The organism is Polaribacter sp. NJDZ03, from assembly GCF_019263805.1.
Classification (GTDB): Bacteria; Bacteroidota; Bacteroidia; order Flavobacteriales; family Flavobacteriaceae; genus Polaribacter.
This window is the reverse complement of sequence record NZ_CP079195.1, coordinates 3,806,210-3,829,371: the sequence shown is the minus strand read 5'-3', so window position 1 is coordinate 3,829,371 and position 23,162 is coordinate 3,806,210. Positions and strand designations below refer to the sequence as shown.

12 protein-coding genes are annotated in these 23,162 nt (G+C 31.3%); 1 reads left to right on the top strand and 11 read right to left on the bottom strand.

The features are described 5' to 3' along the window. Positions 1–112: 112 nt before the first annotated feature. The 3 genes from KV700_RS16120 to KV700_RS16110 form a co-directional block, all read right to left on the bottom strand. The gene (locus KV700_RS16120) at positions 113–2,026 is read right to left on the bottom strand and encodes a SusD/RagB family nutrient-binding outer membrane lipoprotein (protein WP_218598516.1); all 1,914 of its coding nucleotides are present in this window, start codon (positions 2,024–2,026) and stop codon (positions 113–115) included. A gap of 19 nt (positions 2,027–2,045) precedes the next feature. After that, positions 2,046–5,168: a SusC/RagA family TonB-linked outer membrane protein gene (locus tag KV700_RS16115; RefSeq protein ID WP_218598515.1), complete on the bottom strand. Its 3,123-nt coding sequence runs from the start codon at positions 5,166–5,168 to the stop codon at positions 2,046–2,048. A gap of 1,891 nt (positions 5,169–7,059) precedes the next feature. After that, positions 7,060–8,148, bottom strand: coding sequence for a site-specific integrase (locus KV700_RS16110; RefSeq protein ID WP_254713015.1), 1,089 nt, complete (start codon positions 8,146–8,148; stop codon positions 7,060–7,062). 683 nt (positions 8,149–8,831) lie between these two features. Here KV700_RS16110 and KV700_RS16105 point away from each other — a divergent pair. After that, positions 8,832–10,223 (top strand): T9SS type A sorting domain-containing protein, encoded by a 1,392-nt coding sequence (locus KV700_RS16105; protein WP_218598514.1) that lies wholly within the window; start codon positions 8,832–8,834, stop codon positions 10,221–10,223. Positions 10,224–10,633: 410 nt separating this feature from the next. Here the strand turns inward: KV700_RS16105 and KV700_RS16100 are convergent, their stop codons facing one another. The 8 genes from KV700_RS16100 to KV700_RS16065 all read right to left on the bottom strand — a co-directional run bounded on the left by KV700_RS16100 (position 10,634) and on the right by KV700_RS16065 (position 23,122). Beyond that, complete coding sequence (locus KV700_RS16100) at positions 10,634–11,398, bottom strand: HpcH/HpaI aldolase/citrate lyase family protein (protein ID WP_166382822.1); 765 nt, start codon at positions 11,396–11,398, stop codon at positions 10,634–10,636. Positions 11,399–11,400: 2 nt separating this feature from the next. Beyond that, the gene (locus KV700_RS16095) at positions 11,401–12,855 is read right to left on the bottom strand and encodes an NAD-dependent succinate-semialdehyde dehydrogenase (protein ID WP_218598513.1); all 1,455 of its coding nucleotides are present in this window, start codon (positions 12,853–12,855) and stop codon (positions 11,401–11,403) included. 8 nt (positions 12,856–12,863) lie between these two features. Then, entirely contained in the window at positions 12,864–14,036 is a 1,173-nt protein-coding gene (locus tag KV700_RS16090) for a mandelate racemase/muconate lactonizing enzyme family protein (protein ID WP_218598512.1), read from the bottom strand. A gap of 293 nt (positions 14,037–14,329) precedes the next feature. Beyond that, complete coding sequence (locus KV700_RS16085) at positions 14,330–14,734, bottom strand: hypothetical protein (protein ID WP_218598511.1); 405 nt, start codon at positions 14,732–14,734, stop codon at positions 14,330–14,332. 15 nt (positions 14,735–14,749) lie between these two features. Continuing rightward, positions 14,750–16,531, bottom strand: a complete 1,782-nt coding sequence (locus KV700_RS16080; protein ID WP_218598510.1) for a hypothetical protein — start codon at positions 16,529–16,531, stop codon at positions 14,750–14,752. Between the two features lie 10 nt (positions 16,532–16,541). Then, a complete protein-coding gene (locus KV700_RS16075; RefSeq protein ID WP_166382812.1) occupies positions 16,542–18,326 on the bottom strand; it encodes a RagB/SusD family nutrient uptake outer membrane protein in 1,785 nt (594 codons plus the stop codon). Between the two features lie 21 nt (positions 18,327–18,347). Then, the gene (locus KV700_RS16070; protein WP_218598509.1) at positions 18,348–21,434 is read right to left on the bottom strand and encodes a TonB-dependent receptor; all 3,087 of its coding nucleotides are present in this window, start codon (positions 21,432–21,434) and stop codon (positions 18,348–18,350) included. Positions 21,435–21,670: 236 nt separating this feature from the next. Further along, entirely contained in the window at positions 21,671–23,122 is a 1,452-nt protein-coding gene (locus KV700_RS16065; RefSeq protein ID WP_218598508.1) for a hypothetical protein, read from the bottom strand. Positions 23,123–23,162 lie beyond the last annotated feature (40 nt).

The following is a 23,162-nucleotide window of genomic DNA, read 5'->3' as shown; positions in this document are numbered from 1 at the left end:
TTTAAAACCCTAACTTGGGACCAATAAATAACAATAAAAAAGGAGAGCTATTAAGCTCTCCTTTTTCTTTACATCTAAAAACCAAGTATTACCTTTTTGGCATCCTTAAATTTTAATTTTGCTGTGCCCACCATAATGGTGTAAATACAGTATCTGGTCCTCCTAACTTACCAACTGCTTGTTGGTATCCTCCAGGAATATTACTAGAAAAGTTTGAAGGATACTTTAATCGTTGACCATAAAAATCAATCCTATTGGTCATAAAGTTTCCATTTGTTAATTGTGGCATGTCCGTTAAAGGCTTTTCCACTGCTGGATTCTCGAAAAATGGTAAACCAAGTCTTCTGTGATCATTCCAAGTCTCTAAAGGCAACCATGGTGTTTGCGCAATAAACTTTTGAGTAATAATCTTTGTTAAAAGGTCATTCTTTACTGCTCCATTTTTATAGATTGTATTATCTGGATACTGTAAATTCATTGTTCCAGGTAAGTTTGAATATCCATCTAAATAAGTTACAAGAACAGAAGAAGAAGGCTCTGTAGTATGCGACCAACTAACAGAAGTACCTACTCTACTGTAATCTTGAGAAGTTAAATAGTTAGTTAAATGACTAGAAACACCATTATATGCAAAACTTTGTGCAATTCCCTGCTCATAAGCTACTTGACCAGTCATAGGAACTGCCCAACCTTTTACTGCAGCTTCAGCTATTAAAAAGTGAGATTCCCAAGAAGCAAAGAAGATTCTACTATTAGAGTTATTTCTATACTTATTAGCTAAACGAGGTAATGTACCTGTAAAACCATACACTTTGTTTTTAGACCCTTTGTCTCCCCAATTACCACCTGGGTAAGCGTTCCATGTAAAAGCTGACTCTATTTCTTTAACAATATTATCAGAAGCATCTACAAGGCTTCTTTTAGTAGTGCTAGCATTACTGTTCCATGAAGGGTATGAGTTAAATTCTGGATCTGAAAAATCTCCTGGAATTTTAAATAAATCATACGCTCTAGGATCTATCTTATTGTGCAATCCGTCAAAAAAGAAACCTGCTGAAGGATCATTCGTCATAGACGTAAAATGATCATCAAACTTAAGCCCCATATAATTTGCAGGCTTAATATAGCCGTGCTTATCTGCAGATAACAAATTTTGAGAAGTTACCCCACCTAAACCAATCATTAAATTGTTAAGTGTTGCAGAAACCTCATGATCCCACCACTCTCTAGTCATTACACCTGTATAATCATTATAACCAGCTACTTCTTTTACAGAAAAATTATCTGCTGCATCTTCAATATAAGCATTACCCACTGCACTTTCAAATTCTGATTGTGCTTTTGCAGGATCTACTTCAGACAAACGCATTGCTAAACGCATTCTTAGAGAATTCCCATATTTTTGCCATTTTTTAAAATCATACTCAAAAGCTGGGTCTAATTTCTTTAAAGCATCATTAGGGTTAGAAACTGTAAGATCTAATGCACTTGTAGCTTCACCTAATTCCTGTAACATATAATAATATACATCTTTAACATCACTATATACTGGATTTACACCTTCAAAACCATTAATAGGAATAGGTCCAAAATTATCAGTCATTTCACTCATAATATATGCACGCCAAATTCTTGCAACCTGTTTAAGGTTTGGTGTATGTTCTCTAAAATTACCTGAAGCTATTTGCTCATCAGCAATTTTAATCCCTGCATTAATATTTCTTAACCATGAAGATACATATCCGTTGTAATAATCACTAGACCATCCATCATTTGCGCTTCCTTCTGACAAAGTACCAACCCTTGTCATTCTTCCTGCATCATTCCAATAAAGAACAAAAATACGTTCTGAAATATGTGGATTTTGTTGAACACCACCTATAGCGCTGTTAATAAAATATTCTATTTGTACTTGATCTTCATTTGCTGCAGTTGGATTGATATTTATCTCCTCAAAATCTGAACAAGACATAAATGCGAATAGCATTAGAACAAGTAAGTTTGTATTTTTTAATATTTTTTTCATTACTTATATTTTTTAATTTTTAGAAACTTAATGATAGATTTAAAAACACGCTACTTGTTGTAGGAGGAGAAAGATATTCAAAACCTGTAGCATTTGTAGACGTAGCAAAAACTGATTCTGGATCTATACCATTCAAGTTATTTTTTATCATCCACACGTTATTTGCAGAAATTCCAATTTTAGCATTTTGAATCCCTGAATCCGTTAACCACTTACTTTTTAAATTATAATTAACATTTACATTTCTTAACCTGATGTTTGTAGCATCAAAAATATTCGCTTCAGTTATACCTAAGTTACCTGTTCTTGCAGTAATAGCTGTCCAATAATCTTGTGATGAAACTGCAGTATTGTTTGCCGTAAAACCTCCACTACCATCACTAACTACTCCTTCTACGATAAAATCTGCTCTATCTCCATTAACTACTGTTGCTGATGCGTTTCCAGATGCTTGTAATGCATGGTTAGATCCAGAGAAAATCTCTCCTCCTAAACGTGCATCAATTAAAAAACCAAGAGTTAAATTTTTATAAGTAAACGTATTAGAAATACCAACCATAGCATCTGGCTGTTGCTCACCTAATTTAAATTTTTCTGATGTTGCAGTTGGCAAACCATTACCATCTACTATAATTTGTCCAAAATTAGCACTCGCTTCATCAGCTACTCTTGCATATTTAGTTCCCCAAATTTCTCCATAAACTCCATTTTCAATAGCTAATACAGCTAAATTATCAAAACCTCCTAGAGCATATTGAGTCACATCTTCTGCTAAGCTTTCAATAGTGTTATCATTTTTAGAGTAGTTTACACCTAAATCCCAATTTAAACCTTCTGGATTGTTAAGAATTCTACCATTTAAAGACAATTCAAAACCTTTATTTTGAACATCACCAGCATTTACTTTTTTAGAGTTATAACCACTTAAAGGATCTAAAGGCAAGTTTATTAACTGGTTTGTTGCATTAGATTGGTAGTATGCAAAATCTAAACTTAAACGGTTATTAAAAAATCTACCTTCAAAACCAATTTCTTTAGATTTAATTAACTCACTTTTTAAGTCTGGATTAAACAATACATTATTAGTACCTGCAGTAGTATTACCATTTACGTCATTATCAATTGTATAGAAGTTATACAGTTCATAAGGAGATAAATCATTTCCTACAGTTGCATAAGATGCTCTTATTTTACCAAAATTCCACCAACTAGGCATGTCTACATCTTGTTTTCTTAACATCTCTGTAAAAACAAAAGAAGCACTTACAGATGGGTAGAAAAAAGATCTATTTTCTTCACTTAACGTAGAAGACCAATCATTACGACCTGTAAAATCGACAAATAAATACCCATCGTAATTAACCTGGAATGTACCATAAATAGAATTTGTTTTTCTATTACTAGAACCTTGATTAATATTTGCTGGATTTACTCCATTATTTAATGTAAATAAGTTTGGTACAACTAAATCACCAGAATGCCCACTAATATTATTAGAAGATCTAGACATTAAATTTCCCCCCAAGGTTGCAGACCCTCCAAATTTACCTAAGATATTATCTTTACTTGCAAGTAATAATAAGCTGTAATTTTTCTCGATAAAAGAATCTTTACCAAAACTATATATACCTGTATTATTTCCTGGGCTACCAGAGTATAATTTAGTTTCTGTAGTTGTGGTGTATAAATCTGCTCCTGCTTTTAATTCTGAACTTAACCAGTCATTAAATTTATACTTTAATGATCCATTTAATAAGAAACGATCTCTTGCATCTTCACTCAATCTGTTTTTTGCAGACCAATATGGATTTTCTGCATTTTCAGAAACAAACCATCTCATGTTACCAAATTGATCTGAACTTTCTTCAAATTGTGTAATATCTACAGAGACTGGTAATTGTGCTAACGTAGCAAAAGCATTGTTATTATTACTACCATTTAAAGGTCTGTTACCTGCTTGCGTATTAATATACTGCACCTTTACATCAGAAGTCCATTTATTATCTTCACCAAAATGAGAAACCGCTCTAGTAGTTAAGTTTAACCTTTCTAATGTAGACCCTGGAATATTACTTTCATTCTCTAAATAATTTACAGAAGTATATAATGATGTTGCATCTGTAACTTGTTGTTGAAATGATACACTATAATTTTGATTAAATCCTCCATTATAAAAATTATCGATATTATCATACGCTCTTAAAGTAGTTTGATCACCTTTAAAATCCGTTACAGTCTGACCCGTAATTTGAGGTCCCCAACTTGCACGAGAATCATTTACATACACACCTTCATTTCCTTGTCCAAATGACTGTTGAATTTCTGGTGTTATAAATAATCTTTCAAAACCAGTAGTTACAGAAACTGTAATACCAAGACCTTTTCTAGATTTACCCGTTTTAGTAGTAATTAAAATCACACCGTTTCCTGCACGAGAACCATACAAAGCAGCAGCAGAAGCACCTTTTAACACCGTCATCGTTTCAATATCATCGGCATTTAAATCTCCAAGTCCATTCCCTAAATCTTGAGAAGGATTAAAGAAATCTGTATTCTCTGCTCCTGTAAAGTTATCCATAGGAATTCCATCGACAACAATTAAAGGTTGGTTATCTCCAGATAATGAACTATTTCCTCTCAATACTATTTTTGAAGAACTAGCAGGACCATTACTACCTTTTATAATCTGTACACCTGCAACCTTACCTACCAAAGCATTAGCAACGTTAGACTCTCTTGCTTCTGTTAAACTCTCTCCTTTTACTTCTTGAACCGCATATCCTAAAGATTTACGTTCTCTTTTAATACCAAGAGCTGTTACTACTATTTCGTCTAATTGACTAACATCTGGCACCAATGTAACATTAATTACTTTCTGCCCATTAACTCCAATTTCTTGCAAAGCAAACCCCATATAAGAAAACTGTAGAATAGCATTTGATCCTGCTACATTAATGCTATAATTACCATCAAAATCAGTTGTAGTACCAGCAGTAGAGTCTTTAATAACTACACTAACTCCTGGCAGCGCTAAATTGCTTCCTGCTTCTACAACACTCCCTTTTACAGTTGTTTGTGCCTGCATACTGTATGTGCATAGAATGCCCAACACAAACAGTAATTTAAGTACTTTTTTTGTCATAATTTTTTGAATTTAGTTTTATTTAAAGTTAATTTAAGTTTAAATTAACAAAATAAAACACAATCAATTAATTATTTTCGACTAACAACTAAACATGAGTGGTGTTGGTTAAAATTATTAATTAATAAAAATATGTAACTTTTCTATGTAACAAGCGCTAATATTATGTTAAATAATTGTAATTTACTCTAAAACCGAAGTAAAACCAACCACACCAATTCCAGTACTTTATCCACAAGTCAAGGTCAGCTATAAGGTTTTGATATTAAAAAATAATTATCACCTAAAATATACGCTAAGCTACCTCCCTTTTATAAGGACTGTCATGAGAATGTTAACCTTATCTTTCTTGAGTTTTCAGCTAAGACTTCTATTTTTGAGATAGAAGATGTTTATGACTATTTAAAGCAAACAAATGATCTTTTACAGTATACAAAACACCATCAACTAATAAATTTGGTTGAATAGCAATTGGCTCATAAAACACTATAAATCGAACACCTAAATAACTATTACTGAACTTAAATTAATTGAGTCGCTTGGTAATCTACTTCTCCATCATAGAAATCCAATTTGCTAAAACTTCATAACCATGGACATGATAATGACAACCATCTGATAAAAAATAACTTCCATTCTCAGTCTTGGGATTTTCTAAAAAACCGTGGCAGGTTAGAATCCGTATTTTTTCATATTTCTTTACAAACGCTCTTTGAGCCTCTCTAATATTTTGATGTCCTATATTAGAATTACACCCTAGAGGAGTTTGAATGATATAAAATTTTTCAAACGAAAAATCAGTTTTTAAATCGTTTTATAACCTTTTAATAGCTTTTTTTATAATGCACTATAGTGACACCTATTTACTAGCTGATGAAACCTTAAAAAATGTTTTTGAGCTTCGCTTAATATTAGAAATGGTAATTATAAATCTGTTGTTTGATAGAAAGATAGAGAAAGAATTTAGTTGAGCTAGAAGAAATTGCTAGTAAAATAGAAAATAAAAACTCAGCAAAAGCTATTCTTTTTAGCTCAGAAAGCGAAGTTCCCTTTCACGGAAAATTAAATGAAATGTATGTAAACAAAACGTTACAAAAGTTTCAGAATTTATTATTACTTGTATTTCATTATGTACATACTAAAAAACTACCTGACGTAGAGACCTACATGTAGGCTAAGAAGTTTTAAATGCATAGAAAACTTTTGAAAGAAGATAACAAAAAAGCACTTAGAATCACATTTTGATAGAATTTTAAATAATTCTACACAATAACTTTTACGATAATCTTTTTAAGTATTAAAATGCAATTTAATCTGAATTCAGGTAAATGAATATCATCTGTAAAAAACAGTGAATATTCCCTTATATAATGTCTGTAATTAAGTTGTGCCTCTTAATACAAAAAAAGGAAACCTAAAGTCAATATCATATATATAATATTGGAATCTTTTTTCATTTGATTAATTTATTTGGTCAATTTGTATTATATAATACAATATTATGTTTTTATGATAAAAAATTATGACCTAATTATTTCCAAGAGAAAATTATATAATATCTATAAGGTATCAATTTTAAAGTTAAAATAGATACAAAAAGAGTAGATAATTGTGCTAATATTATTAAAAGAAGGAGAATTATCTTTATTTCGATAGCTTAAATTAACTCAGAAATAAAATGTTGCAAGAAAATGAAATACATACAGAAAAAACTTTAGAAAATTAACTTAAGAGAATTAAAGCTATAATTTCACAATTACTAAATTGATATCAAGAGGTTTTAGAACTAGTGATAGTCCGTTAAAGTAATAAATTATCTAGTTTACATCTAAAAAATAAATTAGACCGATCACGATAAAATATTCTCAATACAACCTACAATTAAGTTGAACTAAAACTCAACAACTTTATCTAAAGCATCATCAATATCTTGTTGCATAAAATTAGACTGATACAAAATAGTAGTTGTAATTGAAGAGTGTCTGTATAACTTTTGAAGCATTTGAATTGTAATTTTATCACCTGAAATATTACCAAAACTATGACGAGCAATGTGCATTGTTAGCTTTTTATCAATACCAGCTTTATCTGCTACCATTTTTAAGCGTCTATTAAAGTTTCTTGTAGCAGTCTTTATTCTCGTTTTTAAATATCTGTCATCATCTAAATCAACACCTTCTAATTCTTTAAAAAGATAAACTGTTTCCTCATTTTTCTCTAACTGACTAAGAATACCTATTACTTTATTTGGAATTTTTAAAGAAACAAGTTTTTTATTTTTGCCCATTCTATAATGCAACCTATTATCTAAAAAATCTGTCCACTTCAATAATAAAACATCACTAACTCTAATTCCGGCAAAATAAAAACTAAGTAACCAAGCATTTAAGGCATATTGTTGTGCCTGAGTGAGGTCTTTTATATTTTCTAAAATTTTAATTTCTTCAATAGTTAAACCTATCTTAACTGATTCCGGAAACCTTATCTGATACTTCCCTCTACCAAATGGATAACTTACATTTTTAATCGAAAAATCAGAAATAGCAATATTCAGAATTGTTCGGATTGTAATCATATAATTTGCAATCGTTCTTTTAGATAGATTCCTTTTAGTTGATAAATGATTTTCAAATTCCTTCATCAAACGTACATCAAAATCACCTAAGTTAAATGTATCTTTTTTAATGAAATTTTTAAAAACTTGAAGGCGCTGTTTTTCTATATCTACCTGATGGAATTGTTTTCGATTTTTTAATTGATTCAAATAATAGTTTGATACTAGAAAAAAGTCTTCGTTTTTTTTATTTAAAACTTTACTTTTTATGGCTGTTACCGACTGATAGTTCGTTTCCATCTCAGCATCAATTAACTTTTTATTGACCTCAGACTTTTTATTCAAAATAAGTTGATTGATATACAAAAAATCTGGATGTGACTTCTTAACAGCACAATTTTTATTATCCCAGTCAATTTGTTTTATATATTGACCGATATAAATAAAAGTAGCTTTTCTATCTTTTATAATCCTAAGTACAATATAGGATATAATTTTTGAGAATTTGCTTTTTTCCTTAAAACTGCTTTAATTGAAGACACCTTAATAAATTTATTAAGCTAAAGATACAAAATCTAGGTACAACATAGGTACAACATTTGATGATATTATATGATATTATTCAATATCAAACAAAATTAAAACACAACTAACTAATTGACCTACAGATAATTTAGTTTTATTTAATATCTCTAATTTATAATTCATAACCCTGAGGTCACGGGTTCAAATCCCGTTCTCGCTACAAGTATAGTACGGAAAGTCAAGATTTATATCTTGGCTTTTTTTTGTTTAGGTACAACAAATTGATTTTTAACATCCTTATAAAATCATTCAATAACTTTTCTTTCTCTCTTTCTCAAAAAATAATAACCAAGCAAGAACAATCTAAATATAATAGAAAATTTAGCACGAGCTTTACCTACGTATTTTAAAACAAAAATAAAGTCACTTAAAAACATAAACACAACAATACAAACAACTTACATTTTACATTTCGGATAAACCAGCGCAAGTAAAAGGTAATATTTAGCATGAAATATGCTAACATATAAATTAATTTTATAGATATAAAAAACTAATATTTTAAACACTATAAACCATTTATTATGAAAAAAAATTACTTTAAAATTTTATTTATGGCTGCAGTCCTTTTTACTACCATAAAAATAGCTGCACAACAAGGACCTACACATTATCAATTTACAGCCGATGCTCAATCTTGGGTCAAAGGCTATGGTCCCGGAACAGTATCTTGGGATGATGGAACTACTACACCTTCTTCTGATGGGGCACTAACTTTAGACAGAACTGAAGCTGGTACAACAAATAACAATGCCAATATTAGAAGAGGACAAGGTGGAGATGATGCTTTTATTGTATTCGATGCAGACGTTTACAACTACATTAAAGTTAAAGTTTATAACGAAACAGAGGCTATAAATGTACAAGTACAAGGAAAGTTTAGACCCGCAGGAACAACAGATGAACCTTCTAGCATTGATACTCAAAATAATAATGGCGTATTGTTAGCTAAATTTGCTGGTGGATTTCAAACAATATATTTAGATGTGTCTGCTATTACAGGAGAGGTTACTACATTAGATATATTATTTAGAGCTGGTAGTGCTTTAACAGACCCATCAGGAGCTAAATTATATATTGATGAAATTGAATTTTTAACAGAATTACCTCCTTCTACATATTCTGAATTTATTAAAAACCCTAGTTTTGACGATGCTGTAGGAAGCTATACTTTTAGGGGAAATACAACTCAATTAGGTAGAGAATTATCTACAGATTTTGCTAAAGATGGAACCAAAAGTTTTAAAAGTACTTTTACTAAAGATCAAGATGCTCAGTTTTGGTACTTTAATGATTTTTCACAGCCTTATGCTGCTGGAATTATTACTGACGGAAAACAAGCCAAGGTAACAATGTGGGTAAGATCTACTAGAACAGCACCTATAAGTATTTCAGTAAGATTAAAAACTACAAATGCTGCAGGAGGAGACTCTAAAGTAGCTACAGGTTGGCCAACAGCTTCTTTTAGCACCAGTGGAACAGCAGATACTTGGGAAGAATTAACTTTTACAATTCCTCTTCCTCAAGACCATACAGATCCAGCTTCAGAAATACGTAATATAGAAATGTGGCTAGGTTATATAAATAACGAAGAAAATGTAGCTTTAAACGGTGTAGCTGGAGACGTTGTTTACTTTGACCAAATGACTGCAGTTATTGAAGATGCTCCAACAGCAGGTGTGAGTTCTCAACAATTAGAAAATGTAAACATGTATCCAAACCCTGTAGAAAATAAATTATTTATTAATTCTAAAGAAACGCTTAATAAAGTTGAAATCTTTAACTTATTAGGTAAAAAAGTACTTTCTACAACAAATACAAAATCTATTGATGTTTCTTCTTTAAGCAAGTCTGTTTATTTAGTTAAAATATCTTCAGACAAAGGAATTTCTACAAAGAAATTAGTTAAAAACTAAATAATTATTTTCCACAAATTACGTACTTTATAAAAGCTAGCAATTTAAAATTGTTAGCTTTTTTTGTTTACAGATTAACAGAAGAAAACATATAGTAATACTCATGTTGTGTGTTATCTTCTTTATGTGACATCTCCAAAAAAGCAGAAGTGACCAGCTTTATTACCAATAAAGTTCCTCACAATTTGGTCATTTCGAATACTACTGAAATCAAAATATATCTTGATTGAAAGTATCTAGCGTAGCTAAAAGAAATCACATCATATTACGTATATTGTATTTAACCTCTTTATACAACTTCTCCTAAAAAAGTCGAAGAGACAGGTTTAAATTGATTCATTAATTTTAAAGCAAAAGAAAACCCTACAACTTCTCAGTTATAGGGTTTCATCATTTATAGTATTTTCTGCTTAAGCTTTAAGTTGTGCAGTAATTTCTTTAAAAGTATTCATTACTAAACCAACATCTACCGCATAAGAAATATATTGTACGCCAATATCTTTCCACATTTTTGCTTTTTCTGGTGTTTCTGTAAAAGTACCTACAAACTTACCGTATTTTTTAGCAGTTTCTACAGCGCCTTTCATAGCATCTACTACTTTAGGGTCATTAACTAAACCAGGAACACCACAAGATTGAGATAAATCATAAGGACCTAAAAAGATCACATCAATACCATCTACTTGTACAATTTCTTCTAAGTTATTAATACCCTCCATTCCTTCTATGTGAATAATGGTAGTAATATCATTATTTGCTTTTCCAAAATGATCTGCTGCACTAATATTTGTATACTCTGCTGCTCTTACATATCTGCACATACCTCTTTCTCCTTTCGGATAAAACTTGGTAGACTTCACCAATCTTTCCGCATCTGCTTTTGTACATATTTGCGGAACCTGAATGCATTTAACTCCAATATCTAAAGTTCTTAGAATTAAAGTTTCAGAATTTTCTGTAACTCTTACAACAGGTGTAATTCCTCTAGCTTCTGCAGCTCTAATCATATTCTGAGTAGATTCTATGCTATAAGGACCATGCTCCATATCTATAATAACAAAATCGAAACCTCCTAAAGCAGCAATTTCTACCATTGCAGGATCTTGTACTTTACAAAAAGGACCGTAAAGTGTTTTACCCTCCTTTAAACTAGCTTGTAATAAATTTTTCGCCATAATTATAGTGCTGATGTAATACGTTTCTTAACTAAATAATCATCTAAAGCAAGGTGTGAACAATCATGTCCAATTCCACTATTTTTAAATCCACCGTGTGGTAAATAAATAGCATATTTTACACCATTGATTTGAATTTCTCCAAACTCTAAATCTTCTGTAAATCTTTCTATTCTCTTGTTATTGTTTGTAAAAATATAAGAAGCTAAACCAAATTCGGTATCGTTTGCTAATTCTAAAACTTCATCATCCGTATCAAAAGACATTACACCTGCAATAGGTCCAAAAGTTTCTTCTCTAAACAATTTCATTTCCGTTGTAGTACCAGAAATAATGGTTGGTTGCATCCAGTTTCCTCCTTCTGGTAAGCCTTCAGGAATTCCTCCTCCATATTCTAATTTTGCTCCTTTACTTACTGCATCTTCTATCAACGTAAACATTCTATCTCTAGATCCTCTAGAAGCCAAAGGCCCCATAAATACGTCTGGATTTTCTTTAGTACCAAAACCTATTTTTAATGCGGATGCTCTTTTTACATATTCCTTTAAGAATTTGTCATAGATATTTTTATGAACGAAAATTCTGTTTGCAGCCACACAAATCTGACCTGTATTTCCAAATTTTAATCCGATTGCCAAATCTAAAGCCAACTCTAAATCTGCATCTTCAAAAACAATAAAAGGAGCATTTCCTCCTAATTCCATTCCTAATTTTTTGATAGAAGTTGTACTATCAGCAATGATTCTTTGTCCTGTTTGCGTAGAACCAATCATGGTAATTACTGCAGGAATTTTACTGGTAGTCATTGGTGTTGCCACTTCGCTACTAGAACCTGCTAAAATGGTAACCACACCAGCTGGAAAATTGATGCTTTCTAAAATTTCACCTACCATATATGCGGATAAAGGTGATAAACTAGATGGTTTAATAATTAAAGAACATCCAGAAGCTAATGCCGGTCCTATTTTATAACCAACATTTAATAACGGAAAATTCCATGCTAAATAAGCAATAGCAACTCCTGCTGGTTTAGAAATCATTTTATGAGTATGCGTACCATCATAATCAGGAATTTGCTCTTCTCTTAAATTTTTCATGGCATTTGGGTACCATTCTAATGACTCTGTAAGTCTTAATATATCTTCTTCAGAACCTACATAGGTTTTCCCCATTTCATGCACCATTGCATTTCTTAACTCATCTGATTTTTCTAAAATTGCATCACGCAATTTTAACATCCAAACGGTTCTTTCTATTAAAGAAAGTTTAGACCAATATTTAAAACCTTTTTGTGATGAGATCAATGCTTTTTCTGCATCTGCTTTTCCTGCTTTTGCAACCTGAGCAATTACTTCTCCTGTTGCTGGGCAAATAACATCTTCTCTTTCTCCACTAACAGCATCTACTAACTGACCATCAATGTATAATTTTTTATATCCGAAGTTTTGAGTCTTCATATGCTTGTTTATTTATTTAATAATTTTTCAACTTCTATTTCATTGGTAGTACTACTGATACAATACTTACGTAAAACATCTTCATCTACATCAATCCCTAAACCGGGTCTATTTGGTACTTCTAACATACCATCTTTCATTTCTAATTTAGGAAATGTTAAGTTGTCTCTTAATCCGTTTTCTGTTTGATCAAACTCTATTAAGTAATCTGCTTGATACATTCTCCCAGGAATCGCCTCTAAGTTCGCTATAAAATGCAAACCAACATGTAAACCAATAGAAGTTCCCCAAGTATGTGGTATTAAATCGATACCATTCGTACTTGCCAAAGCAGCAATTCTTTTTGCTTCTGTTAAACCTCCACTTGCACAAACATCTGGTTGTAAAATATCTACAGATTTATTTTTGATTAATTCATTAAATCCAAAACGTAAATACTCACATTCACCACCAGCAATAGGAATAGTAGTTTTTTCTCTTAACTCCCTATATTGTTCATAAAACTCAGGTGATATAGGTTCTTCAAACCATTTGATATTGTATTTCTCTATTTTTTTTGATAATTCTACAGCTTCTCTAAAAGTATACGCATGATTAGAATCTACCATTAAATCTATATCCGGTCCAATAGTTTCTCGAATAAGTTTTACGTTAGCAACATCTTCTTTAATACCCAAACCTACTTTCATTTTCATGGCTTTAAAACCTTGAGAAACGTATAATTTAGCTTCTTCTACAAAACCTTCAGAAAAATTATTGTGATTTGTAAAGTATAAACCTGTTGCATAAGGTTGTATCTTCCTTCTATGAGCACCACCTAATAAGGTTGAAACTGGTAATCCTAAAATTTTACCTTTTAAATCCCAGATAGCAATATCTATAGCACTAACTGACGCCATATAAACACCTCTTCTAGAAAAATCTAACGTCTTCCGGTACATTTTGTTCCAAATTACTTCATTTTCTAAAGGATTTTCTCCTAGCACAGTTGATTCTAATAATTTTATACCTGCTTCTACCATTGTAGCAGGACCATAAGCCTCTCCCCAACCGTGTTGACCGTTAGAGGCTGTTACTTTAACAACACAGATACAACGTTCTGCATATTCCCATTGTGAAAAGAAAAAACTTTTAGATAAAGTATCTTTAAGAACAAACGCTTCTATTTTTTCTATTGTCATTGTTTAGTTATTTAGTTGACTCTTTAGCAATTATAAATTACAAATCTGTAATTATGCTAGATGTTAAAAGTAAATAATAAGCTGTTTTTGGTAGGCTTCATTTTTATCTAAAACAAATCATATATTACCTTTTAATTCCTACTTAAAAGGTAAATAAAGAAAGTTTAAAAAATTATTTTTAATACTTGTAAGATAACTTTTATATCATTTAGATAAATAAAAAACATAATTTAGTTAAAACAAAAAAAGGCTACAGATATCTGTAGCCTTTCTTATTAAGTTAAAAAATAATATTAATTATAAACTTCTTCTTCAGAAACTTTTACATTAAAAATAGTCGTTCCGTCTACAGTTAACGTTCCTGCTCCTGTTGTTTTATCTGCAGATAAAACATAATTTACAGTTGCTTCACCCTCTAACTTATTTACTTCTACTTCAAAATTAGTATCAGTAGAAGAATCGGCAAAACCAGAAGATGTATAAGATTCTAAATTTACTTCTGTAGAATATTCTACAATTACACTAACTTCTTTGTATATATTAATTTTAAAAGCGGCATTATTACCTGTAATGTCTGTAATGGTAAATACTGGTGTTAAAGCTGTCGTAGACTCTTCAAAATTGCTTTCTTCATCACAAGAAGTGAATGCCAAAACGATTGCAAAAACGGCAATATATTTTATTATATTTTTCATCATTATTTCTAATTTAAATTATGGTCTATCTTCTAATTTAATAAGTGTTAACTCATCTAAATACATCAACTGTTCTGCAGTAGTAATTCCAACATTATCTTCTGCTAAAACTCTTAATGTAGTTCTTCTTTTTGCATCACTGCTTGTTAAATCTGCCGGAATAACAGCAGGTGCATCTGCAAAAACACGTACCCATTTACCTTTTTCGATACTTGAAATATCAAAATGTAAATAATCTAAAACAGGATTACCAAATTCCATTCTAAAAGTAGTTAAGGTTGTACCAGGCTCTACATACACCCAATAAGACACTTGGTAAGTTCCTGCTGGCATACCATTTGGACCATCTGCTAAACCAAAACCAAAAAGATTTACAGTAGGTATAGCAACATTTGGCAGTTTATATCTCATACTAGCACCACCTGCGTAAGCTTGATCTGTGCTACGTGCCCAAATTTCTTCTCCAGATCCAAACTGACCATTCCCATTTCCTCCAGGAATAAAAAACTTACCTGTTGCAAAAGCATTATTTACACCACCTCCTTCAGGCTCAAAACTACCCCAAGAATTTGATGGTAAAACATTGTTATCAAAATGCATTTGTACTTTTTGATTTGCAAAAGGAGCTAACACTCTTTCGTCTGCTGAAAGAATAGTTGTACCATTATAAGAAACCGTAATTACATCAGAATTATAAATAGGCGCGGATAATATTAACTCAATAAAAGTGGCATTACCTTCTTTTACTCTAGCTGTTTGCACAGTGAAATCTTCATCTAATCCTTTAGCAGCGTTTTTTACATTCACAGTAAAATTAGCTTCTTCTCCAGAAAATGCTTTTAACTCTCCAGTAACTCTAAACTCTATTACTTCATTTTCATTTTCTGTTAATGCTTTGTCAAAAACAAAAGGTTGTGAAGACTGAATCACCTTAACTTTTAATGGTATAATTTTTTCAGCAGAAGCAACTGGTGCATTATCTTCTACTCCGTCTACAGTTTGTACTTGTCTTAAAGATCTTATGGTTCCTGCATTATAGGTACCCAATTTGTAAAACTTTACATCTTGAGATAATTCTGCCAAAGTACCTGCCTGACTAGGTACTCCATCTGGAATTAACCACGTTACTCTGTTAGGTCTACCGGTAGTAGATTTATCTACAAAAGTTAATCCGGTTGCTGCCTCTACTTCTATAACTGGCCAAGTACTTTCATCTTTAATATCAGGAATATCCGTTTCTGTAACATTTAATACTTCTGCACCGTCTTTTAAAACTGAAAAAGCAGGTAAAATATTTGCATAAACATCAAACAAAAACTCTACGTCCATTACATGTTCATCACCTTCTGTTGATGAATTTGCTATAACGTATGCTGCTCTATCCTCCGAAACATTAGGAGTTACTTCCTCAGTAAATTTATTTCGTAATCTAATTTTAGTTAAACCACTTTTACCAAATAAAACATGTGCCTTACTTTCTGAACTAGACAAACCAACGTCTTCATTAATAAATTTTGATAAGGTATCACTAGAAGTGAAACCATCTTTTAGAAAATGATCTCCATCCTCTAAAATCCATTCGTGACTTGTAGCTCCTTGAGATAAATCGAAGAAAGAAATATAAGTATCTATGTTTACTTTAAACTTTGCATCTATATTTGGTCTATTTGGATCTAAACCAATAAGCCATGAAACATCAGACAAATCATCTGGTGCTGTGTACCCTTTATAAGAATCTTCTTCACAACTTAGCAAGGCCAGTAAACTGAAGAAAAGTATATATTTTTTTATATTTTTCATGATATATCTTTTAATTTATGTTTGGGTTAGAATTTACCTCTGCAAAAGGAATAGGATACGTACCATTTTTAGATTCATCATAATTTAAATATGGTGTATCATATTCATAATCTACGGTAGTAAAAGTTCCTGAAGGTAATTGGTTTACTAATTGAGGAAAATTCCCTCTATCAACCGTTTGGTTGTTACTTCTTTTTGTATATGAAAAGTCTACTCCGTAATATACTTCTTCAGACAATTCTTTTAATCGGTCTTTAAAACCATAGTTATCAGATTTTTTCCATCTTTGGAAATCTAAAAATCTTATATTATGACCTTCTACTCCCATTTCTAAAGGTTTTTCAACTCTCATTAAACGTTGCATCAATTCATCTGCTGTATATTCTGCATCAGTATCTTCTTTGTCATACGTACGAGTAGTATCTCCATTTGGTCTTCCTAAAAGCACCAATCCCCATCTTTTTCTAATCTGGTTTATTAATTTGATTGCTCCTTCTACATCACCTGTTTTTATTTTACATTCTGCTTGCATTAATAAAACATCTGCCAATCTATTAAGAGTTACATTTTTAGTAGAATATGCTTGTCCACCAGGAAGTTGACTTTCTGTAGAAACAATATCATCATTGGTGTACTTTTTCCACCAACCGAAGCCCCAATTGGCTCCTCCAAATCTACCGTATTCACTGGTAGTTCCTGTTAAGTAATACGTTGTTTCATTGTCATCTACAACAGCCATCATAGAAGAGTTTCTTAATGGTACGCTTCTTAAACTAACTTCAGATGTATTAGGATCTGTATAGTAATTTCTAGAATCTAAAGGATCCATAGGTTCTGTTTTGTATGCATTTACAATCCATGCTGGTCCAGTTGCAGAACGTGTTTGTGCTGTACGAACGTTTATCCAGTTTGTACCTGAATCTCCATCCCAAGGTGGTAAATCTAATCTTGTGTTTTGTTCAGAAAAATTAATTTCTAAAATAGATTCTCTATTAAATTCACCAGCAGTTGTAAACAACTTCGTTAAATCTGTTTCTAAAGAATAACCATGATTATTAATTACATCATCAAAATAAACCATTGCTTTACTATAGTCTAATTCGTATAAATAGCTAGTCCCTAAAATTGTTGCAGCTGCACCAGAAGTAACTTTAGCCAAATCATTGTCTGGGTATTCTCCATTTTTATACAAGTTAGCATACGCATATTCTAAATCTTCTCTAACAAAACTAATTACATCCGACGCAGGAGATAATGCTTTTGAAAAATCTTCATTGGTAGCAGGTACCGCATCTCTAATTATAATACTTCCATCATTAAAAGAGGTATATAAATAAAAGTGAAATAAACCTCTAAAGAATCGTGCTTGTGCCATTTGCGAAGTCCAATTTGCTTCATCTGTTGCTGTTTCTTTTATATTATTTAAAGCTTCTATTACTTGGTTTGCTCTAAAAATACCTAAATAAGAATCTTGCCATTTGTTTAAAATTGCCAAACTACTTCCATTATATAAATGTAAATAGAAATCTTCTGTATTGTCTGGATTTGGGCGTCCATAACCAGGATACCCCATATCTGAACGTAACATTTCTTCAAACTTATTTAAAATTGCTGGCTTATGTAACGTTTGATAAACAGCATTTAAACCTGTTTGAGTTTCCGCTAAATTTCTCCAATAATTATCTGTAGATATTAAGTTTGGGTTCTTTTGTTCTAAAAATTCATCTGCATCACAAGAGCTTAACACTCCTAAAGTAAAAATGAATATAAAATATTTAAAAATTAATTGTTTCATCACAAATAAGTTTATATTAAATTAAAAATTAATGTTTACTCCTAACATATATTGTGAGGATATTGGTCCAGTATTTTTATCTAAACCTCTTGCTTGTATTCCCCCACCTACTTCTGGATTGTAACCAGAGTATTTAGTAATAGTTAATGGGTTTTGAGCTCTTACATAAAAACGCAATCTGCTAAGTCCCATTTTGTCTAAGGTATTTTTAGGAAAACTATATCCCATAGAAACTTGTCTTAATCTTAAATAAGAACCATTTTCTAACCAAAGATCACTATACCCTAAATAGTTGTTATGTCTTGTAACATCGTTTCTATAAGTTGGTACTGTAGAGTTTTGATTTTGTGGAGACCATTGATAAATTTGATCTTTATGTCTACCAAAACCATATGCCCAAGCATCAAAACCATTCATTATCTCTTGCCCTAATGCAGCATACCAGTTCATTGAAAAATCCCAATTTTTATAGTTTGCGTTAAAAGTATATCCTAATTCATATTCTGGTAATCCACTACCACTATAAACCCTGTCTGATTCATCTAAAACACCATCATTATTTTGATCTATAAACTTCGTATCTCCCATTCTTGCATTTCTATCAATATTGTTTTGGTATTCTGCAAGTTTTACTTCTGTATCTAAAATTCCGTCTGTTCTCCATAAGAAAAAAGCTGCTGCCTCACGACCAACTGCCAATGCAGTAACTCTAGATTGTTGTGGTGCTCTACCTACTAAACCACTATCTGTAGTTAATTGGAATTTAGTATCTCCACTAATTTTTGTAACTTCATTCTGATTTGTAGAGAATGTACCATTCATTCTATATCTAACATTACCAATATTCCCTCTAAAACCTAACGCTAATTCTAATCCAGAATTAACCATATCTCCAACATTTAAAACTACAGTTGCATTGTTACCACCACCTGCTGAATTAGGAATAAAAACTGGAAATAACATGTTTGATTTATCTGAGTGATAATATTCCGCTGAAAGCGTTAATCTGTTTCTTAAGAACCCAAAATCGAAACCAATGTTTTGTTGTGTTGTTTCTTCCCATTTTAAAACTCTGTTTACAAAGTTTTCTTGAGTAGCTCCTAAACTTACAGAACCTGTAGAAGTTGCGTAATTTATATCTTGAGAAATACCTGCAGAATATAAATAATCTCCAATTCTATCTACACCAACAGTACCCTGACTTAATCTAAGTCTAAAGTTATTAACTGCATTTTTGTATTTATCCCAGAAAGGTTCATCAGAAACATTCCAAGCTAATGCGATTGATGGAAATGTACCCCATCTATTATCTACCGGAAACTTAGAAGAACCATCTCTACGTAAACTAGAACTTAAAATATATTTTCCTTTATAACTATACTGAAGTCTTCCTATTAAACCTATTCTTGTTTGCTCATAATCATTTCCAGAAGAAACAAACTGAGTACCAGTTGCTCCATTTAAAACCTGAACATCATCATTAGTGGCTCCATTTCTTGTTGCTGTAAAAGCTTCACTTTCATTTTTTTCTCCATTTATAAAAGCTGTAAGTGTTACATCATGTTTTTCATTAAATACTCTGCTATAAGTAGCTCCAAAATCTGCTATCGTATTTGTTGTAAAACGAGTTCTGTTAGAAACAAAACTATCTTCTGGTTGACTTTGTAAAACCGGTGGTGTTTGATTATTATAAATCTCTTGATAAGGTCTGTAAATTTTACCAATACTATTTATAGATGTTAAACCTAAATTACTAGAAAGGCTTAAATGTTCTGTAGCTTGATATTTTAAATTAAGTGTTGCTGCAGCTCTTGTAGTTTTATATACATTGGTTGTTCTTAAACTCTCAATAACCCAACCTAATCTATTTACATCATCTCCACCTTGAGACAATTCATCTAAATTATCTAAATTAAGTCCGTTTTGAGTTGGTCTATACACAATAGATTGTGATAAAAGATTTCCCTGAGGAATATCTCTAGTATCTTTATTCATAGAAACACTAGACTGAATTCTTAGTTTATTTTTTTCGTAAACTGTACTTGCTCTAATATTAAAACGGTTATATGCTGAATTAATTTGTAATCCTTCTTGACTAAAAAATCCTGTAGAAACATTATACGTAATATCTTCTGTACCTCCAGAAACATTTATATTATAGTCTTGTGTTGGTACATCATTAGTGAAAATTAAATCACTTAAGTTGGTTTCATTTAAAAAAGTTTTTGGTTGTTGTAAAATCTGTAAACTTACTTGATCATCAAAACCACCATTTACATTTCTATTTTGAACAACATCAAAATAAGTTTGCTCTACAGAATTCATTAAAGGCACTGCTGCTCTTCTATGTTGTATAGCATAACTTGCATTAACTCTAACTTGTAAAGAACCTGGTTTACCCTGTTTAGTAGTAATTAAAATTACACCTGTAGCTCCACGAACTCCATAAATTGCGGTTGAAGCAGCATCTTTTAAAACGTTAATAGTTTCAATATCTGACGGCGGAATTCTTGGGTCTCCATCTTGTATCACTCCATCAACAACATATAAAGGTGTATTGTCTCCAGATAATGAAGTAACACCTCTAATTAATATTTCTGATGTTCCTCCTGGTTCTGATGAAGAAACAATGTTTACACCAGATACTTGCCCTTGTAAAGCAGCTCCTAAATCTGAACTAACAATACTCTCTAGATCTTCTGCTTTTACTTGAACAACTGCACCTGTAATTTCTTTCTTTTTTACTGTACCATAACCAATTACTACTATTTCTTCTAAGCTTTCTACAGAAGGATCTAAAACAACATTCATTGTTGCATTTTTAACCTTTAGTTTTTTCTGTATCATACCAATATAGCTAAACTCTAAAATATCTCCAACATTTGCTTTGATAGAGAAAAGTCCATCAAAATCTGTTGAAACCCCATTTTGAGTTCCCTTAACAATTACACTTACACCAGGAATTGGACCCTGATCTTCTGAACTAGTAACTGTTCCAGATACCTTAATTGATTGCGCATTAGTGCTAAACTGACACAACAACGCGAAGAGTAAAAGCAAGAAACTGCCCGCCTTGGCTTTCCTCAATAATAAATTTAAAATTTTCATGTATTTAATTTTTGAACTTAATTGAACTTGATTGATTCTCTAATCTCTTATGGTAAAAAACAACTGCTAATTTATAGTCTTTCTTTTTTTAACATAAAATTACAGCTACAAAGTAACAGTATAATCGGAATTATGTATATGTGGCAATTATCTTATCATTACTGTATTTTATCCTTAATGTATGCTAAATTAATATAAAAGGTAATTTTATACTAATGGTAAAATACTATTGAAAATTATATTTTTAAAGAATCTAAAACGTGGTTCACTGATTTAAAATCTCTTACTACAATATCGATTCCCTTTACAGATTTATCTACCGATATTTTTTGACGAAGCTGTAGCACTTTTAATGGATTAACTTCTTCTAATATTACCTCTTCTACAATTTTACCATTACTGTCTTTAAGAATCAATACAGCTTGTCCTTCTATAAAAACACCATAAGAGCCTTCTAAACTTTTGGTTTCTTTATTAAAATGTAATTTTTTAGTAATAACGCCAGTAAGGTTTACATCTAAAACAGGGGAAGTTTCAATTTTTGCAGCTCCTTGTATTTCTTTATATGTAAAACTTTCTTTTGGTTGAAGTGTATATAAAGGTGTTTTCACTTCCGTTTCAATATATCCCGTTTCTAAACCGCTACAAAAAATAGCCATATTTATTCCATGGTCATATTCTTTAGCCGCATCATAAGGTTCCATAATTTTCACAAAAGCGGTGTTTGTAATTTTGTTTACATAGCAAATCCAAGATTTGGATGATATAATATGTAAACCAGCCATAGTGTTATATTCATACTCAACTTCATAAATTCCAGGTGCTACTTCTCCTTTCCAATTATCTCCTATATTAAAGTATTTTTTAATGTGCTCCGGATTGTTTTTATCAATCTTAAAACGATTTCTGTCAATGTAGTTCCAGCGTTGTTGTGGTGTTGCAGAAATTTCAAATTGTTCTCCACTTGGTAATTTTAAGTCTTCAGAAAAAGGAATAAAAGCACTAAAATTATGTCCGTCTTGTAATTTTGAATCGCTCCAAGAAACATGCTGACTAGAAATCATCAATCCTTTTTTAATTGTTTTGTCTCCAACATTTTTTAAGGTATGATTGATATACACCAAGCTAGAATTGGGTTCTATATACAAACTTCTAGCATATTGAATTTTCTCTTCTATTTTATCTGGGTATAAAAATTTCTTTTCTTTTCCGTAATAAAAAGGAACTGGTAATTCTTGCACTCCAGATTTTACTTCTATCGTTTTTTTTCCTTCGGAATTTTCTCCGATAGAAACCTGATAAGGAGCATCTCCAATTACAACTGGAGGTGGCCAACGATTACTTTTATTTCCATTTTTATCGATGGATGAGTTTTCGATAGGCAAAGGCACTAATCGATACCCTCCAAAGTTTCGCCACTCATTCATTTTCACCTCATCTGAAGTTCCAAAAGACTTCCCTAATAATTTTGGATTTACCCACAAAGACGGAACATCACCTAAATTATATTCTAAAATTCTTCCGGCGGCTTCTGGCACAACTGCCAAACTGATGTATTTGTTTTTAGCAACATAGACATCGTTCCATACCCAATTGTTGTAATTTTTTTCTATGGATATTGTTTTTTCTTGCTGAGAAAAACTAGAGATACTTACCAGTAACAATAAGCACAGTGTTATTTTTTTCATAGTATTTTTTTTTAAGTTTAATGATTATAAAAAAAGCCTC

Bases quoted from the DNA above. Each gene is read 5' to 3' on its own strand.
- KV700_RS16090 (WP_218598512.1), bottom strand. From the start codon at position 14,036: ATGACAATAGAAAAAATAGAAGCGTTTGTTCTTAAAGATACTTTATCT.
- KV700_RS16120 (WP_218598516.1), bottom strand. From the start codon at position 2,026: ATGAAAAAAATATTAAAAAATACAAACTTACTTGTTCTAATGCTATTC.
- KV700_RS16070 (WP_218598509.1), bottom strand. From the start codon at position 21,434: ATGAAAATTTTAAATTTATTATTGAGGAAAGCCAAGGCGGGCAGTTTC.
- KV700_RS16065 (WP_218598508.1), bottom strand. From the start codon at position 23,122: ATGAAAAAAATAACACTGTGCTTATTGTTACTGGTAAGTATCTCTAGT.
- KV700_RS16075 (WP_166382812.1), bottom strand. From the start codon at position 18,326: ATGAAACAATTAATTTTTAAATATTTTATATTCATTTTTACTTTAGGA.
- KV700_RS16080 (WP_218598510.1), bottom strand. From the start codon at position 16,531: ATGAAAAATATAAAAAAATATATACTTTTCTTCAGTTTACTGGCCTTG.
- KV700_RS16100 (WP_166382822.1), bottom strand. From the start codon at position 11,398: ATGGCGAAAAATTTATTACAAGCTAGTTTAAAGGAGGGTAAAACACTT.
- KV700_RS16085 (WP_218598511.1), bottom strand. From the start codon at position 14,734: ATGATGAAAAATATAATAAAATATATTGCCGTTTTTGCAATCGTTTTG.
- KV700_RS16105 (WP_218598514.1), top strand. From the start codon at position 8,832: ATGAAAAAAAATTACTTTAAAATTTTATTTATGGCTGCAGTCCTTTTT.
- KV700_RS16095 (WP_218598513.1), bottom strand. From the start codon at position 12,855: ATGAAGACTCAAAACTTCGGATATAAAAAATTATACATTGATGGTCAG.
- KV700_RS16115 (WP_218598515.1), bottom strand. From the start codon at position 5,168: ATGACAAAAAAAGTACTTAAATTACTGTTTGTGTTGGGCATTCTATGC.